Origin of the sequence: Amycolatopsis halotolerans (genome assembly GCF_042647905.1) — a bacterium.
GTDB classification, from domain to species: domain Bacteria; phylum Actinomycetota; class Actinomycetes; order Mycobacteriales; family Pseudonocardiaceae; genus Amycolatopsis; species Amycolatopsis halotolerans.
Genome location: NZ_JBHRWI010000061.1, coordinates 119,042 through 136,658 on the forward strand (window position 1 = coordinate 119,042; position 17,617 = coordinate 136,658).

Below are 17,617 nucleotides of genomic sequence, written 5' to 3' on the forward strand. Positions count from 1 at the left end.
TGGTGTGCCCGGAAGGTAGCGAGAAACGATGACCGCCCAAGACATCCCGGCCGAAACGGATGCGACCGCCACCCTGCCGGAGCTGTTCGCCGCACAGGCGCGGTCGGCTCCGGACGCCGTCGCCGTGGAGGGCGCGGCGGCCCGGCTGACGTACGCCGAACTGGCCGACGAGGCGGGGCGGCTCGCCGCGTACCTGCTGCGGCTGGGGCTGCGCGCGGAGGACCGGGTCGGGGTGCTGGCGGAACGGTCGGCCGGGCTGATCGTCGCGGAACTGGCCGTGGTCGCCGCCGGCGGCGCGTACGTGCCGCTCGACCGGCGCGCGCCGGACAGCCGGTTGCGGACGCTGCTGGTCGAAGCCGGGGTCACGGTGCTGCTGACCGACGACCCGGTCCGCGCCGCGGAAATCCACAGTGGACAGATCGCGGTGCTCGGGCGGCCGTTGCCGCAAGCGGATTTCCCTTCGGGGGCGGTGCATCCGGACAACCTGGCGTATCTGGTGCACACGTCCGGATCGACCGGCAAGCCCAAGGGCGTCGCGGTCCGGCACCGGGACGTCGCGGCGCTCGCGGCTGACCGCCGATTCGCGGGGGATGCGCATCGGCGAGTGCTGTTGCACTCGCCGGCCGCTTTCGACGCCTCGACCTATGAAATGTGGGTGCCGTTGCTGACCGGCGGCACCGTCGTGGTCGCGCCGCCCGGCGACCTCGACGTCGAGAGCCTCCGCGAGGTCATCTCCCGGTACGACGTCGGTGCGGTCTGGCTGACGGCGGGCCTGTTCCGGGTCGTCGCGCAGGAAGCGCCGGACTGTTTCCAGGGCGTGCGAGAGGTCTGGACCGGTGGCGACGTCGTCCCGGCCGGGGCGGTGCGGCGGGTGCTGCGCGCCTGCCCCGGCGTCACCGTGGTCGACGGGTACGGCCCGACCGAGACCACCACCTTCGCGACGGCCTACACGGCCCAGTCGGCGGACGTGACGGCGATGCCGATCGGCCGCCCGCTGGACGACGTCCGCGCGTATGTGCTGGACGACGCGTTGAACCCGGTCGCTCCCGGTGAACCCGGCGAGTTGCACCTGGCCGGTGCCGGGCTCGCGCGCGGCTACTGGGCGCGTCCCGGCGCGACGGCGGAGAAGTTCGTCGCCGACCCCGGTGTGCCCGGCGAGCGGATGTACCGCACCGGCGACGTGGTCCGCTGGAACGACGAGGGCGAGCTGGAATTCCTCGGCCGCACCGACGACCAGGTCAAGATCCGCGGTTTCCGGGTTGAACTCGGCGAGATCGAGACCGTGCTCGCCGCGGACGACACCGTCGCGGAGGCCGTGGTCGTCGCGCGGGCGGACGGGCCGGGCACGAAGCGTCTGGTCGCGTACGTCGTGCTGGTGCCGGATGCGCCGCGAAAGGACCTGAAAACCGTTGTCGCGGCGGTATTGCCGGACTATCAGGTGCCTTCGGCGATTGTCGTACTGGACGAGCTTCCGTTGAGCGCCAACGGAAAGGTCGACCGGAAAGCGCTGCCCGCGCCGTCAACGGAATCGGCAGCCGCCGGGGCGGAGCCGCGGACGGACATCGAACGTGTGGTCGCCGAGATCCTCGCTGAAGTGCTGGGCCTGGACCGGATTGGCGTCGATGACGATTTTTTCGCCCTGGGCGGTGATTCGATCCTGGCGGTGCAGGCGTTGTCCAGGCTGCGCCGGAAGTTCGGCGCGGATCTCTCGGCGCGGGCGCTGTTCGACGCGACCAGCGTGGAAAAGCTCGCGCTGCACCTGGAAAACGGCCCGCGAGCCGAGCAGGCGATCCCGGTCGCGTCGCCGACTGGGCTGCTTCCGCTGTCCCCGGCGCAGCGGCGGTTGTGGTTCCTCGACGAAATGACCGGCGGCAGCTCCGAATACAACACCGGTGTCGGGATCCGGCTGTCCGGCTCGCTTGACCTCGCGACTCTGCGCGGCGCGTTGGCCTCCCTGTGCGTGCGGCACGAATCGCTGCGCACGACCTTCGATTCCGCTGACGGGCAAGGGATGCAGCGGATCGCGCCGACGGGGGAGATCCCGTTGAGGATAGCGGATTCCGCCCCGGGCGACGACGTGCTGAAGGCCGAACTGAGTGCGCCATTCGACCTGCGGACGGGACCGTTGACCCGGGCCGTGCTGTTCCCTTCCGGCCCGGACGAGCACCTGCTTGTGCTGTGCCAGCACCACATCGTCACTGACGGCCGGTCGATCGCGGTGCTCACCGACGAACTTCTCGACCTGTACAGCGGCAAGACCCTGCCACCGCTGCCGCTCGGCTACCAGGACTACACCCGGTGGCGTCTGGCGTCCGAACGTCTCGACCAGCTCGGCTACTGGCGCGAAACCCTCGACGGCTTGGAACCGCTCGCGCTCCCGACCGACCGTCCTCGGCCCCCGCAGCGCACCACCGAAGGCGCGGTGCACCGGCATGATCTGCCCGCCGACCTGGTGCGCCGGGTCGCGGAAGCCGGCCGGGCGCGGGGCGCGACGTTGTTCATGACCCTGACCGCCGCGATCCAGACAGTCCTGGCTGCTTACAGCGGCCAGCGAGACGTCGCGGTCGGCACGGCGGTGTCCGGCCGCGACCGGGCCGAACTGGAGCCGTTGACCGGATTCTTCGTCAACACGCTCGTGCTGCGGTCCTCAGTGGACGGTGCGCAGCCGTTCGACCGCTTCCTGGCGGAGTTCCGCGAGACCGTGCTGGCCGCGTTCGCGCACGGCGACGTCCCGTTCGACCGCGTGGTGGAGGAAATCCAGCCCGAACGCGACCCGTCGCGGACGCCGTTGGTGCAGGCCGTCGTCGTCCTGCAACGCCCGCTGGTGTCGGAACGCACGGTCGCCGGGCTGCGGGTCAGCGAGTACGCGCTGCCCCGGCCCTCGGCGCGGTTTGACCTGGTGGTGGAGTTCTGGCCGCGACCCGACGGCCTGCGCGTCACCGTCGAGTACGCCACCGCGCTCTTCGACGCTGCCACGATCGAACGTCTCGCGCGGAGCCTGGAAGTGCTGCTCACCGGGATCGCCGCCGACCCGTCGCGGCCGGTGGGCGACTTCCCGCTGCTCACCGCCGAAGACCGCCGGTTCCTGCTGCCGAGCCAGCCGGAGAACACGCCCGCCGAGACAGTGCCGGAGCTGTTCGACCGACGCGCCGAGCAAAGTCCAAACGCCGCAGCCGTGGTGTGCGGCGACACCAGCCTGAGCTACGCGGAGCTGCGGGCGAGGGCGAACCGCCTCGCGCAGCACCTGATCCGGTACGGCATCAGGCCGGAAGAGCGGGTCGGCGTGCTGCTGGAGCGCTCGGCTGATCTCGTCGTGGCCGTCCTGGCGATCCTCAAGGCAGGCGCGGCCTACCTGCCCTTGGACCTGCGCGCCCCGGCCGACCGCCTGCGCCGCGTCCTCGACGGAGTGTCGCTGGTGCTCACCGACGACACCTGGCACGACACCGCCGTCGCCGTCCACAAGGGAATCTCGCTGTCCGTGAAGGACTCCTTGAGGGAATCTGATTCCCTCAAGGAGTCCTTCACGGACCTCAGCCCGAACAACCTGGCCTACGTCGAGTACACGTCCGGGTCCACCGGTGTCCCGAAGGGCGTGGCGGTGCGGCACGCGGACGTCACCGCACTCGCGACTGACCCGCGCTTCGCCAGCCACGAGCGGGTCCTCCTGCATTCGCCGCTGGCCTTCGACGCCTCCACCTACGAGCTGTGGGTGCCGCTGCTCAACGGCGGCACCGTGGTCGTCGCGCCGCCGGGCGACCTGGACGCCGAGGTGATCCAACGGCTGGTCACCAAACACCACATCACCGCCCTCTGGCTGACCGCCGGACTGTTCCGCCTCTTCGCCGAGGAAACGCCCGAATGCTTCGCCGGACTGCGCGAGGTCTGGACCGGCGGCGACGTCGTCCCGCCGCCCGCCGCGCAACGAGTCCTGGACAGCTGCCCCGGCATCGCCGTCGTGGACGGTTACGGCCCGACCGAGACCACCACCTTCGCCACGTCCTTCCGGATCACCGCCGAGGTCCCCGACGTCATCCCGATCGGCACGCCGCTGCGAGACGTCCAGATCCACGTCGTCGACGACCGGCTCCGCCTGCTGCCGCGCGGCGCCGCCGGCGAGATCTGCATCGCCGGGGCAGGGCTCGCGCGCGGCTACTTCGACCAGCCTGGCCTGACCGCGGAGCAGTTCGTCGCCGACCCGTTCGGCAACCCGGGGGACCGGAGGTACCGGACCGGCGACCTCGGCCGGTGGCGCACCGACGGGACGCTCGAATTCCTCGGCCGCGTGGACGACCAGGTCAAGATCCGCGGCTTCCGCGTCGAACCGGCCGAGATCGAACGCGCGCTGGCGGCCGAGGAAGACGTGGCACAGGCGTACGTGACCATCCGGGCCACCGGCGGACGCAAACAGCTGGTCGGTTACGTGGTCCCGGCAACCGTGGACACCGAGGCGCTCCGCCGGGCCGTCGCCCGCACGCTGCCGGACTACATGGTGCCGTCGGTGCTCGTCCCGATGGCCGAACTGCCGCTCACCGCCAACGGCAAGGTCGACCGCCGCGCACTGCCGGAGCCGCAGACGTCCAGCGAGCGGACAGTCGCCCCGCGCACCGAACGGGAGGCGGTGCTCGCCGCGATCTGGGCCGACGTGCTCGGTCTCGACCGCGTCGGCGTGGACGACAACTTCTTCGCCCTCGGCGGCGATTCGATCCTGAGCATCCAGGTGAGCGCCCGCGCCCGGCAAACGGGGCTGAGCGTGACCACCGCCGACCTGTTCCGCCACCAGACCATCGCCGCGCTCGCCCCGGCCGTCGGCGAGGCCACGGCGATCCCCGCGCGCGGCCCGGAAAGCGGCGACGTCGTCCTGACCCCGATCCAGCACTGGTTCTTCGGCCTGGGCACGGACCGCTTCGACCAGACGATCGCCGTCGAGCTCCCCGCTGACGTCGACCTGACCGCGCTGATCCTCGCGCTGGCCGCGTTGTCCGAGCAGCACGACGCGCTGCGGATGCGGTTCAGCCACGACCGCGACACTTGGCATCAGCACAACACCGCTGTCGGCGAAGGACACACGCTGCTGCGATGGACGTTGTCCGGCGAGCCTCGGACGCTGCACCTGGCCGCGCACCACCTGGTGGTCGACGGCGTGTCGTGGCGGTTGCTGCTCGAAGACCTCGACCGCGCCTACCAGCAGGCCGTGCGCGGCGAACCCATCGACCTCGGCCCGCGGACGACGTCCTTCCGCGAGTGGGCGAAAAGGCTTGCCGAGCACGCGGAAGCGGGCGGCTTCGACGACGAACTCGCGCACTGGTGGGAACTGCCCACGCCGACGCCGCTTCCGGTCGACGGCACCGCGGAGAACACGTTCGGCCAGGCCCGCGTCGTCACGGCCCGGCTTACCGTGGACGAGACGCACGCGTTGCTGCGCCAGGTGCCGCAGGCCTACCGGACGCAGGTCAACGACGTCCTGCTGGCCGCGCTGGGCCGGGTGCTGGGGGACTGGACCGGGAGCCAGCCGGTCGTCGCCCTCGAGGGGCACGGCCGCGAGGAGCTGTTCGACGGCGTCGACCTGTCGCGGACGGTCGGCTGGTTCACCAGCATGTTCCCGGTCGCGCTGGACGTCCCGGACGGCTGGGGCGCGGCGCTGAAGGCGGTCAAGGAGCAGCTGCGCGCGGTCCCGCGACGGGGGGTCGGCTACGGCGCGCTGCGGTATCTGGCCGGGTCGGCGCCGGTGATCGAACCGCAGGTGAGCTTCAACTACCTCGGCCAGTTCGACCTGCCCGGAGACCTGACCCTGCACCGAGAACTCGCGCTGGACGTCGCGCCGGACACTGTCCGTCCGCACCTGCTGGAGGTGGTCGGCCGGGTCGAGGGCGGCGAGCTGGAGCTGGCCTGGCATTACGCCGAGGGCGTGCACGATAAGTCCACTGTGGACCGGTTGGCCGCGGCGATGGCCGAAGCCCTGCGCGAGATCGTCCGGCATTGCGCGGAGCCGGGAGCTGGCGGCCGGACGCCGTCGGACTTCCCGCTGACCGGGCTCGACCAAGCAGGAGTGGACGATTTGGTCGGCGACGGCCGGGACGTCGAGGACATCTACCCGCTGACGCCGATGCAGGCCGGGATGGTGTTCCACGACCTGGCCCAGCCCGGCGACCGCGTCTACTTCGAACAGGTTTCGTTCGCTGTGGACGATGTGCCGGATCCGCAACGGCTCGGCGAGGCGTGGAAGCGGATTGTCGAGCGGACCCCGATCCTGCGCAGCCGCATCGTGTGGGACGGCGTGCCGCAGCCGCTGCAGGTCGTGCACCGCGCGGTGGACCTTCCAGTGTCCTATCTGGACTGGTCCACTGTGGACGCGGAGAAAGCTCTAGCAGATCGGCTGGAACAAGACCTCGCCGAAGGGTTCGACCTCGCCCAGGCTCCGCTGGCCCGGCTGGCCATCGCACGGGAATCCGCCACGAAGGTGCGCGTGCTCTGGACCTTCCACCACGTCCTCCTCGACGGCTGGAGCGTCTTCGGCATCCTCTCCGACGTCGTCGCCCTGCTGCGCGGCGAAGAACCGCCCGTACGGCCCCCGTTCCGCGACTACGCGGCCTGGCTGGCCGCACAAGACGACGAGCGCGCCGAGGAACACTGGCGAGCCGAACTCGCCGGGGTGACGCCGACTCCGCTGCCCCTCGAACGTCCCGCCGTCCGCACGCACACGTCGAGTTCGACCGGCCGGATCCCGGTGGAACTGGACGTCGAGACGTCCGCCGCGGTGTACGCCTTCGCGCGGCGGCACCGGCTGACCGTCAACACCGTCGTCCAAGGTGCCTGGGCCGCGTTGCTGGCGCGCTACAGCGGCGAAACCGAGGTGTGCTTCGGCGCGACGGTGTCCGGCCGTCCGGCGGAACTGCCCGGCGCGGACGACATTCCCGGCATCTTCATCAACACCCTGCCGGTGCGCGTCCGGCTCGACGGCACGCGCGTAGTCGCGGACTGGTTGCGCGATCTTCAAGCGGCACAAGCGGAATCCCGCCGCTTCGGGCATGTCGGCCTGACCAAGCTGCAGGCGTGGAGCGGCGGCGGAAGCCTGTTCGACAGCATCGTCGTCTTCGAGAACTACCCGATCGACGAGGTGTCGCAGCTGCGTGACGTCCGCGCGGCCGAGCGGACCAGCTACCCGCTGGGAGTCGTCGCCTACCCCGGACGTCGGCTGTCGATGATTCTCACGCACGACCCCGCGCGGATCGGCGACACCGGGGCGGCAAGGCTTGCGGAGCACCTCGAAGCGCTGGTCCGGGGCATGGTCGCGGCACCGCACGAGCCGGTGTCGCGCGTGCCGATGCTGTCCGAGGCCGAGATCAAGCACCTGCTCGCCGAGCGGAACGAGAACGCCCGTCCGCTTCCGGCCAAGGCGGTGCCGGAGCTGTTCGAAGCCCAGGCCCGCCGTACTCCGGACGCCGTCGCGCTGGTGACGGACGAGGAGCAGATCACCTACCGCGAACTCGACGTCCGCGCGAACCGGCTGGCCCACCGGCTGATCGAGGCCGGCGTCCAGGCGGAGGACCGCGTCGCCGTCCTGATGGACCGCTCGCCGGAACTCGTCGTCGCCGAACTCGCGATCATCAAAGCCGGTGGCGCCTATCTGCCGCTGGACCTGCGCGCTCCGGCCGAGCGGTTGCGGCTGCTCCTCGACGAGGCCGAGGTGACGGTGCTGATCGCCGACGCGGCCTGGCTGGCGACCGCCGAGGAGGTCCACACCGGCACCATCATCACCGGCGAAAGCGGTGCCACGGACACGCCGCCAGCCGTCCGGGTCGATCCCGAACAACTCGCGTACGTCATCTACACCTCCGGTTCGACCGGGCGTCCAAAGGGTGTTTCGGCACGGCATTGCGACGTCGTGGCCCTGGCCATCGACCAGCGGTTCGCCCGGCACGACCGGATTCTGCTGCACTCGCAACAGGCCTTCGACGCCGCGACCTACGAGCTGTGGGTGCCGCTGCTGAACGGCGGCACCGTCGTGCTGGCCCCGCCGGGAGACGTGGACGTCGAGACGCTCGGCCGCTCGCTCACGACGCACGGCGTGACCGGCGCGTTCCTCACCACCGGGCTGTTCCGGCTGGTCGCGCAGGAATCGCCGGAGGTCTTCGCGGGCGTGCGGGAAGTCTGGACCGGCGGCGACGCCGTCCCCGCGGCAGCGCTGCGCCGCGTCCAGGCCGCCTGCCCGGACACCTTGGTCGCCGACGTCTACGGCCCCACCGAGACCACGACGTTCGCGACCGTGCACCCGCTGCCCGGCGAGGTGCCGGACGTCGTCCCGATCGGCGGACCGCTCGACCACACCCGCGTGTACGTCCTCGACGACGACCTCCGGCTCGCCCCGCCCGGCGCGCCCGGCGAACTGCACATCGCCGGCGCGGGACTGGCGCGCGGCTACCTCGGCCGGTCCGGGCTGACCGCCGAGCGGTTCGTCGCGGACCCGTTCGGGCCGCCGGGGGAGCGGATGTACCGCACCGGCGACCTGGTGCGCTGGAACGACGAGGGCGCGCTGGAGTTCGTCGGCCGGGCCGACGAGCAGGTCAAGATCCGCGGCTTCCGGGTCGAGCCGAGCGAGATCGAAGCCGCGCTCGGCGAGCACCCCGGCGTCGAACAAGCCGCCGTGCTGGCCCGCGAGGACGGCGGTGTGAAGCGCCTGGTCGCCTATGTCGTCTACACCGTCGGCGAAACCCCTGACCTGGCGGAGTTCCTCGGCCGGACGTTGCCGGACTACATGGTGCCCGCCGCGTTCGTCCGGCTGGAGCGGTTCCCGGTGAACGTCAACGGGAAGCTCGACCGGCAGGCGTTGCCGACGCCCGAGTTCGGCGCGCGGGACCACGTCGCGCCGCGGACCGAGCGCGAACGCGCGATCGCGGAGATCTGGGCTGACGTGCTCAGCGTCGAACGCGTCGGCGCGACGGACGACTTCTTCGAGCTGGGCGGCGATTCGATCCTCAGCATGCAGGTGGTCTCCCGCGCCCGCCGGGCCGGGCTGGAACTGCAACCCGGCGACCTGTTCGCGCACCGCACCCCGGCCGCACTCGCCGCGGCGGCCCGCACCGCGACGGCGGCGGTCGAACGCGGCCCGGTCCACGGTCCGGTGCCGCTGACCCCGATCCAGCGCTGGTTCTTCGCGACGCAAACCGCCGAGCCGGACCATTTCCACCAGTTCGTCCGGCTGGGCACCGTCGATCCGGACGCGGCGCGCGCGGCCGTCGAGGCACTGTTGACGCATCACGACGCGCTCCGGATGCGCTTCGCTCGCGGCGAAACCCACTGGCTGCAGGAGAACGGCCCGGTCGGCGCCGAAACACCGCTGGTCAGCTTCGACCAGGATCGGCTGTCCGTGCACCATCTCGTGGTCGACGGCGTCTCCTGGCGCGTGCTCATCGAGGACTTCGAGCGCGCTTACAACCAGGTGCTGGAGGGCAAACCGATCGATCTCGGCCTCCGCACGACGTCCTTCCGCGACTGGGCGATCCGGCTCGCCGAGCACACCGCCGCCGGCGGATTCGACGACGAACTCGGCTACTGGCGAGGCGTGTCCGGCCGGACCACAGTGCCGGTCGACGGCCGAGGCGACGCGACCGTCGCTTCGATGCGTTCGGTGACCGTCCGGCTGTCCGCGGCAGAGACCGGCGCGCTGCTGCGGGACGTCCCGAAGGTCTATCGCACGCAGGTCAACGACGTGCTGCTGACCGCGCTCGGCCGTGTCCTGCGAGACTGGACCGGCGGGACGTCCGTGGTCGACCTGGAAGGCCACGGCCGCGAGGAGCTGTTCGACGACGTCGACCTGTCCCGGACCGTCGGCTGGTTCACCACGGTCTTCCCGGTGGCGCTGGACGTCCCGGACGACTGGGGCACCGCGCTCAAGTCCGTCAAGGAGCAGCTGCGCGCGGTGCCGCGTCGCGGGATCGGTTACGGCGCGCTGCGGTACCTGACCGGTGCCGCGCCGGAGATCGACCCGCAGGTGAGTTTCAACTACCTCGGCCAGTTCGGCTCCGGCCGGCTGGAGTCCGACGAAAGCCCGCGCTCGGCTCGCGCGCACCTGCTGGACGTCGTCGGCCGCGTCGAGACCGGCGAGCTGGAATTGACCTGGTACTACGCCGAAGGCGTCCACGAACGGTCCACTATGGACACCCTCGCCGCCGAGATGACCACCGCGCTGCGCGAGATCATCCGGCACTGCGCGGAGCCGGGAGCGGGCGGCCGGACGCCGTCGGACTTCCCGCTGGCCGCGCTGAATCAGTCCACAGTAGATGATCTGGTCGGCGACGGCCGGGACGTCGAGGACGTCTACCCGCTGACGCCGATGCAGTCCGGGATGGTGTTCCACGCGCTGTCCCAGCCCGGCGAGCGCGTCTACTTCCAGCAGGTCGGGTTCGTGCTCGACGGCGTCGAAGACGTGGCCGCGCTGGAACGGGCGTGGCAGCGGGTCGTCGACCGGACGCCGGTGCTGCGGACGCGGATCGCCTGGGAGGGCGTGCCCGAGCCGGTCCAGGTCGTGCAGCGGCAGGTCCCGGTCCCGATCGCCCGGCACGACTGGCGCGGCCGGACCCCGGACGAACGCGACCAGGCGTGGCAGGACCTGCTCGCCGCCGACCGGGCCCAAGGGCTCGACTTCACCGAAATGCCGTTGCTGCGGCTGGCTTTCGCGCGATTGTCGGACACCGAAGTCCGTGTGCTGTGGACGTTCCACCACGTCCTGCTCGACGGCTGGAGCGTCTTCGGCGTGCTGTCCGACGTCTTCGCCGCCTACGCTCGCGCCGAGCTTCCCGAGCGACCGCCGTTCCGCGACTACGTCGCCTGGCTGGACCGGCAGGACGACGCCGCGGCCGAGGAGCACTGGCGGCGCGAACTCGGCAGTCTCGTCACACCGGCCCGGCTGCCGTATGACCGCGCTCCTGCGCAAGCGCACACGAGCCGGTCGTCGGAATGGCTGCGCGTGCCGGTCGAGAATTCCGCACAGCTACGGGACTTCGCGCGCCGCGCCGGTCTCACGCTCAACACCGTCCTGCAAGGGGCGTGGGCGCTGGTGCTGGCCCGGCTCAGCGGCGAGCGCGACGTCTGCTTCGGCACCACGGTTTCCGGCCGTCCGGTCGATCTGCCGGGCGCGGACGACATCACCGGCATCTTCATCAACACCCTGCCCGTGCGGATCACCGTGGCCGGGTCTGACGTGACCGAGTGGCTCGCTCAGTTGCAGGCTGCTCAGGTCGAATCCCGCCGTTACGGCCACCTTCCGCTGACGAAGCTGCAGGCGTGGAGCGGTTGCGGCGGAAGCCTTTTCGACAGCATCGTGGTCTTCGAGAACTACCCGATCGACAACGCGTCGACGCCCGGACTGCGGCTGCGCGACGTCGACGCCGCCGAGACGACGAACTACCCGATCAGCGTCGTCGCATCGCCGGGGGAGCAGCTGACTCTCGACGTCGGCTACGACCCTGATCTTTTCGACGCGGAGACCGCCGAGCGGATCACCCGCCAGCTCACCTCTGTCCTTGAGGCCTTCGGCACGCATCAGTCGCTGGACGACATCGACCTGCTCACAGCGGCCGAGCGAAGGCAGGTGCTCCGCGACTGGAACGACACCGGCCAGCCGCTCCCGGAAGACGACCTGGCCGAACTGTTCGCCGAGCAGGTCCGGCACGCGCCGGAAGCGGTCGCGGTGGCGGGCGACGGAACCCGCCTGACGTACGCGGAGCTGGACCGGCGATCCGACCGCCTCGCCCGCTATCTGGTCTCGCTCGGCGCGCAGCCGGAAACGCTCGTCGGCGTGCTGATGGACCGCTCGCCGGGGCTGATCATCGCCGAACTCGCGATCATCAAGGCCGGTGCTGCCTACCTGCCGCTGGACACCCGCGCGCCCGAGCCGCGGCTCAAGACCTTGCTGTCCGGCGTAAAAATCCTGGTCACCGACGACGCGTGGCACGATACGGCTGAAAAGGTCCACAGTGGACACATCGTCGTGCCCGGCGACCAAACCGCGGCCGCGCAGCTCCCGAAGGCGGACCCGGACAACCTGGCGTACGTCATGTACACCTCGGGGTCGACCGGAAAGCCGAAGGGCGTCGCACCCAGCCGCCGCGACATCGTGGCGCTGGCGGCGGACCGGCGTTTCGCGGCGCACCACCGGATCCTGCTGCACGCGTCCCAGGCTTTCGACGCCTCGACGTACGAGCTGTGGGTGCCGCTGCTGAGCGGCGGCACGGTCGTCGTCGCCCCTCCCGGAGACCTCGACCTGGAGACCATCGGTCGCCTGTTCGCCGAGCACCGGGTCAACGCCGCGTTCCTCACTACCGGTCTGTTCCGGCTCGCGGCACGCGAAGCACCGGAGATCTTCCGCGGCCTGCAGGAAGTCTGGACCGGCGGCGACGCCGTCCCGTCGGCCGCTGTGCGACGGGTGCGGGAGGCCTGCCCGGACACGACCGTCGTGGACGTCTACGGCCCGACCGAGACGACGACCTTCGCGCTGTCGCACCCGGTTCTCGGCCCGGTGCCCGACGTCGTGCCGATCGGGAAGCCGCTGGACAACACGCGGGCCTACGTCCTCGGCCCGGACCTGCGGCCGGTGCCGCCGGGCGCGCTCGGCGAACTGCACCTCGCCGGCGCGGGCCTGGCGCGCGGCTACCACGGCGCTCCCGGACTGACCGCCGAGCGGTTCCTGCCCGACCCGTTCGGGCCGCCGGGGGCGCGGATGTACCGCACCGGCGACCTCGTCCGCTGGACCGCGAACGGCGAGCTGGACTTCGCCGGCCGCGTGGACGAGCAGGTCAAGATCCGCGGGTTCCGGATCGAACCCGGCGAGGTCGAGGCCGCGCTGGCCGCGCATCCCGGGATCTCCCAAGCCGCCGTGCTGGCGCGGGAGGACCACGGCGTCAAGCGGCTCGTCGCCTACTACACCGGCGACGCGGACGAGCTGTCCGCGTTCCTCGGCCGGACCCTCCCGGACTACATGGTCCCGGCCGCGTTCGTCCGGCTCGACCGATTGTCGTTGACCGGCAACGGAAAACTCGACCGGAACGCGCTGCCCGCCCCGGACTTCGCCGCCACCGGCGCCCGCACGGCCCCGGCGACGGAGGCCGAACGGGTCCTGGCCGGGATCTGGTCCGAGGTGCTCGGCGTCGAGGACGTCGGGGCCGAGACGAACTTCTTCGAACTCGGCGGCGACTCGATCCTCAGCATCCAGGTCGTCTCCCGGGCCCGTCGCGCCGGGCTGATCCTGTTGCCGCACGAGGTGTTCCGGCACCCGACGCTGGCCGCGCTGGCCGCGCACGCGGGCGGCGACCGCGGGCCGAAAGCGGAGCAGGGCCCGGTCGTCGGCGAAGCACCGCTTACGCCGATCCAGCGCTGGTACTTCGAGACCCAGCCGGAGCGGTTCGACCAGCGGGTCGTCGTGGAGTTCGCCGAGGACGTCGACGAGCCAGCGCTGCGCCGGGCCTTGAAGACGGTCTGGGAGCACCACGACGCGCTGCGCTTGCGGTTCGACAAAGCCCAGCACAGCGATCCGGCCGGACCGGCGGAACTGCTCGTCGGCGAGCCCGTGTTCGATGTGCGGCGGGGTCCGCTGCTGAACGCGGTCCTCGACGGGCGACGGCTCCTGCTGGCCGCGCACCACCTGGTCATCGACGGCGTCTCGTGGCGGATTCTCTTGGAGGACTTGGAAGCCGCCTATCGCGGCGAAGACCTCGAGCCGAAGACGACGTCGTTCCTCGCCTGGTCCCGGCGGCTCGCCGAACACGCCGAGGCAGGCGGTTTCGACGACGAACTCGCCCACTGGCAGTCCCTTCCGCCGGTGACCCCGGCCGACCCGGGCGTCATCGCCGACGCCCGCGAGGTCACCGTCCGCCTCACCGCCGAGGAGACCCGCGCGTTGCTGCAGGACGTCCCCGAGGTCTACCGGACGCAGGTCAACGACGTGCTGCTGGCCGCGCTGGGCCGAGTGCTGCGGGACTGGACCGGCGCAGTCCCGGTGATCGACCTCGAAGGCCACGGCCGCGAGGACCTGTTCGAGGGCATCGACCTGTCCCGGACGGTCGGCTGGTTCACCAGCATGTTCCCGGTCGCGCTGGACGTCCCGGACGACTGGGGCCGCGCGCTGAAGGCGGTCAAGGAACAGTTGCGCGCGATTCCGCGGCGGGGCATCGGTTACGGCGCACTGCGCTACCTGACTGGCACCGCGCCAGCGATCGATCCGCAGGTGAGTTTCAACTACCTCGGACAATTCAGCGCGGCAGAAGGCGGGCTGTTCCGCGTCGGCAGCCTGGACGCCGACGTCGACCCGGACGCGCCCCGGACACACGTGCTCGACGTCGTCGGCCGGGTCGAAGCGGGCGTTCTGGAACTGACCTGGTCCCACGCCGCCGTCGGCGACACCGTCGAATCCCTGGCCGAGCAGATGCTGACGGCGCTGCGGGAGATCATCGCGCACTGCGCCGAGCCCGAAGCAGGCGGACGCACGCCGTCCGACTTCCCGCTCGCCGCACTCGACCAGGCAGGAGTGGACCGACTGGTCGAGGGCCGGAACGTCGAGGACATCTACCCGCTGACGCCGATGCAGGGCGGGATGGTCTTCCACGGCCTGTCGCAGACCTCGCAGGGCATGTACTTCGAGCAGGCGACCTTCGTGCTCGACGGCGTCACCGACCCGCACCGGCTCGGCGAGGCGTGGCAGCAGGTCGTCGACCGCACGCCGGTGCTGCGCACGTCCTTCGTCTGGGCCGGCGTGGAAGAGCCGGTCCAGGTCGTGCACCGCGACGCCGAACTGCCGGTCCGGCACCTCGACTGGACCGGCCTCGACGGGCACGGAACGGAGCTGGCGAGGCTGCTCGCCGAAGACCGGGCGCAAGGCCTCGACCTGGCCGACGCGCCGCTGGCCCGCGTCGCCCTCGCCCGGCTTTCGGACACGGAAGTCCTGGTGCTGTGGACGTTCCACCACGTCCTGCTCGACGGCTGGAGCGTCTTCCAGATCCTCTCGGACGTCTGCACCGCCTATGCCGGGCAGCCGCTGCCGTCCCGGCCGCCGTTCCGCGACTATCTCGCCTGGCTGGGCGAGCACGACCAGGCCGCCGCCGAACAGTTCTGGCGCACCGCGCTCGCCGGGGTCGAAGGCCCGACGCAGCTGCCGAGCGACCGGACCCCGCCGTCCGGCCACGCCCCGTGCTCGGCCGAGTGGCTGCCCGTCCGCCTGGACCGGGCCGCCACCGCCCGGCTGGACGCGTTCGTCAAACGCCACGGCCTCACCCACAACGTCGTGCTGCAGGGAGCGTGGGCGCTGCTGCTGTCGGTCTACAGTGGACAGAACGACGTCGTGTTCGGGGCCACCGCTTCCGGACGTCCGGCCGAAGTGCCGGGAGTGGACGACATTCCCGGCATCTTCATCAACACGCTGCCGGTCCGGGTCGCCGTGGACCGGGGCATTCCTGTCGCGGACTGGCTCGCCGGGCTGCAAGCGGCGCAAGCCGAAGCGCGCGGACACGGGCACGTCCCGCTCGCGCGGGTCCAGGGCTGGGCGGGCCTGCCGGGCGGCGTGAACCTGTGCGACAGCCTGGTGGTGTTCGAGAACTACCCGATCACCGGCGCGGCGGCCGGACACGGCCTGACCGTGCGCGACCTGTCCGCCCGGGAGACCACGAACTTCCCGGTCACCGTGGTGGCCTCGCCCGGTTCGGAGCTGTCGGTGGACGTCGGGTACGACCCGGCGCTCTTCGACCCCGAGACAGTGACGGACCTGGCCTCGCGGCTGCTGGAGATCCTCAGCGGCCTGACCTCCGACGGCGACCGCACGCTCGGCGACGTCCCGGTCGTCACCGCGGCGGAGACCCGGCTCCTCGCGGAACGGGCCGACACCTGCGGCGAACCGGAACCCCGGTCGCTGCCCGACCTGTTCGCCGAGCAGGTCCGCGTCCGGCCGAACGCCCTCGCCGCCGTGCTCGGCGGCGAACCGGTCACCTACGCCGAGCTGAACCGGCGGGCCAACCGCCTCGCGAACCGGCTCGCCGGGCTCGGACTGCGGCCGGAGGAACCGGTCGGGCTCGCCGTGGACCACGCGGCCGCGGTGACCGCCGAACTGGCGGTGGCCAAGGCGGGCGGCGCGTACCTGCCGATCGACGCGCGGGCGCCGATCGAGCGGCAGCGGGTGCTGCTCGACGGCGTCCGGTTCATCGTCGCGGCGGAGGAGCATCCGCTCGCCCAGACGGTTCTTCTGTCCTCTGTGGACGACGAGCCGGACAGCGATCCGGACATCACCGTCGACCCGGATCAGGCGGCCTGCGTGATGTTCACGTCCGGCTCGTCCGGGGTCCCGAAGGGCGTGGTGGTGCGCCACCGCGACGTCGCCGCGCTGGCCGCCGACCGCCGGTTCCGCTGCGGGGCGCACGAACGGGTCCTGCTGCACTCGCCGCTCGCGTTCGACGCCGCGACCTACGAGCTGTGGGTGCCGCTGCTCACCGGCGGCTGGGTCGTCACCAGCCCGGACCCGGGCCTCGACGCCCCGCTGCTGCGCGGCCTCGTCCGCGAGCACGGCCTGACCGCGGTGTGGGTCACCGCCGGGCTGTTCCGGATCCTGGCCCAGGAGACGCCGGAGTGCTTCACCGGTTTGCGCGAGGTCTGGACCGGCGGCGACGTCGTCCCGGCCGAGGCGGTGCGGCGGGTGCTGGCGGCGTGTCCCGGGCTGCGGATCGTCGACGGCTACGGCCCGACCGAGACGACCGTGTTCGCCACCGCCTATCCGATGGACGCGCCGCCGCCGGACCGGATCCCGATCGGCCGCCCGCTCGACGGCACCCGCGCCCGGGTGCTCGACGCGGACCTGCGCCCGGTGCCGCCGGGCGTGCCCGGCGAGCTGTGCCTGGCCGGCGCGGGCCTCGCCCGGGGCTACCGCGATCGGCCGGGCCTGACCGCGGACCGGTTCGTCGCCGACCCGGACGGCCCGCCGGGGGAGCGGATGTACCGCACCGGCGACCTCGTCCGCTGGCGGGCCGACGGCACGCTGGAATTCCTCGGCCGCCGCGACGACCAGGTCAAACTGCGCGGGTTCCGGGTCGAACCGGGCGAGGTCGAGGCCGTGCTGGCCAAGCACCCCGACGTCGCGCAGGCCGCGGTCCTCGTCCGCGAGGACCAGCCCGGCGCGAAGCAATTGGTCGCCTATGTCGTCGGGGCGGCCGGAGAACATGTGCTCAGGGAGTTCCTGGCCCGGTCCCTGCCGGACTACCTGGTGCCGTCGGTGTTCGTCGCGCTCGACCGGCTTCCGGTGAGCGCCAACGGAAAACTCGACCGACGCGCACTGCCCACACCGCGGGCGGCGGAGACCGGACACGTCGAACCGCGGACGGAGACCGAGCGAGCGCTCGCCGGGATCTGGGCCGAGGTGCTCGGCGCGGACCGGGTAGGCACGCAGGACAGTTTCTTCGCCCTCGGCGGAGATTCGCTGCGCAGCCTGCACATCTCCGCCAAAGCGAGCGCGCTCTTCGACGTCCGGCTCACCCCGGCCGACGTGCTGACCGCGCGCACCGTCGCGGCGCTGGCCGAAACCGTCGAAGACCTCGTGCTCAGCGAGCTGGAACGCCTTGCCGCAGAACTGGAATCGTGAGGACTCCCC

The 17,617-nt window shown here is 71.6% G+C and carries 1 protein-coding gene; it reads left to right on the top strand.

The window, feature by feature from the left end:
* The first annotated feature begins 82 nt into the window (after positions 1-82).
* Positions 83-17,608: a non-ribosomal peptide synthase/polyketide synthase gene (locus tag ACFORO_RS39395; protein WP_449224227.1), complete on the top strand. Its 17,526-nt coding sequence runs from the start codon at positions 83-85 to the stop codon at positions 17,606-17,608.
* Positions 17,609-17,617 lie beyond the last annotated feature (9 nt).